Below are 683 nucleotides of genomic sequence, written 5' to 3' on the forward strand. Positions count from 1 at the left end.
CCAACCAAGGCAACTAAGCCACGACGATCCGATTCAGACAACGAATGAAACGGGCCAACAACCCCAGACACAACAACACCCTCCTAAGGGAAAGTGTTGCAACGACCCTCTGAACTCAAGCCTTCCCTCAAAACCGTCCTTGACCGTGCGATTTGTGCTGAATTAACCCATCGTTTACTCTTAACAAGTCCGCAACGCACAGTGTGCGATTGCTGCGAACGCGCCCCGTTCGTCTAGCGGCCTAGGACGCCGGCCTCTCACGCCGGTAACACGGGTTCAAATCCCGTACGGGGTACCAACGGAAAGCTGCGAGCCAGATGGCTCGCAGCTTTTTCTTTATTCAAAACCTGTGCGGTTTAGCGGCATGTAGGGGAGGCCTCGACGTCCAAGGGCTAACCGTCCTGCCCTCGGGACGGTTTGGGAGCCGAAGTAAACTGGGACGCAGACTCCCGTAGCGGTCTTTTAGTAGGGGCTCAGGTGGGCCGTAAGTGGTTTCGTGCTCGATAGCCGCGTTCGAGGGAATCCCTTAAGGAGGAAGCTAGACCTAGCGATAGGAAGGGTATGAAGTGCCCCGAGTTTTGTTCCTAGGCATTTGCCTTGATTTCTATTATTTCTTGCGGCGGGTTCTGCTTCCAAAAATCGGTTTCCACTTCGACTGGGGTTCGGTATCCCAAGCTTTGGTG

1 tRNA gene is annotated in these 683 nt (G+C 54.5%); it reads left to right on the forward strand.

The annotated features are described in order from the left end of the window. Window positions 1-222: 222 nt before the first annotated feature. A tRNA-Glu gene (locus tag RAE09_RS11860) sits at window positions 223-298 on the forward strand. Window positions 299-683: the final 385 nt, after the last annotated feature.

It is taken from the genome of Corynebacterium tuberculostearicum (assembly GCF_032821615.1).
GTDB lineage: Bacteria > Actinomycetota > Actinomycetes > Mycobacteriales > Mycobacteriaceae > Corynebacterium > Corynebacterium tuberculostearicum_H.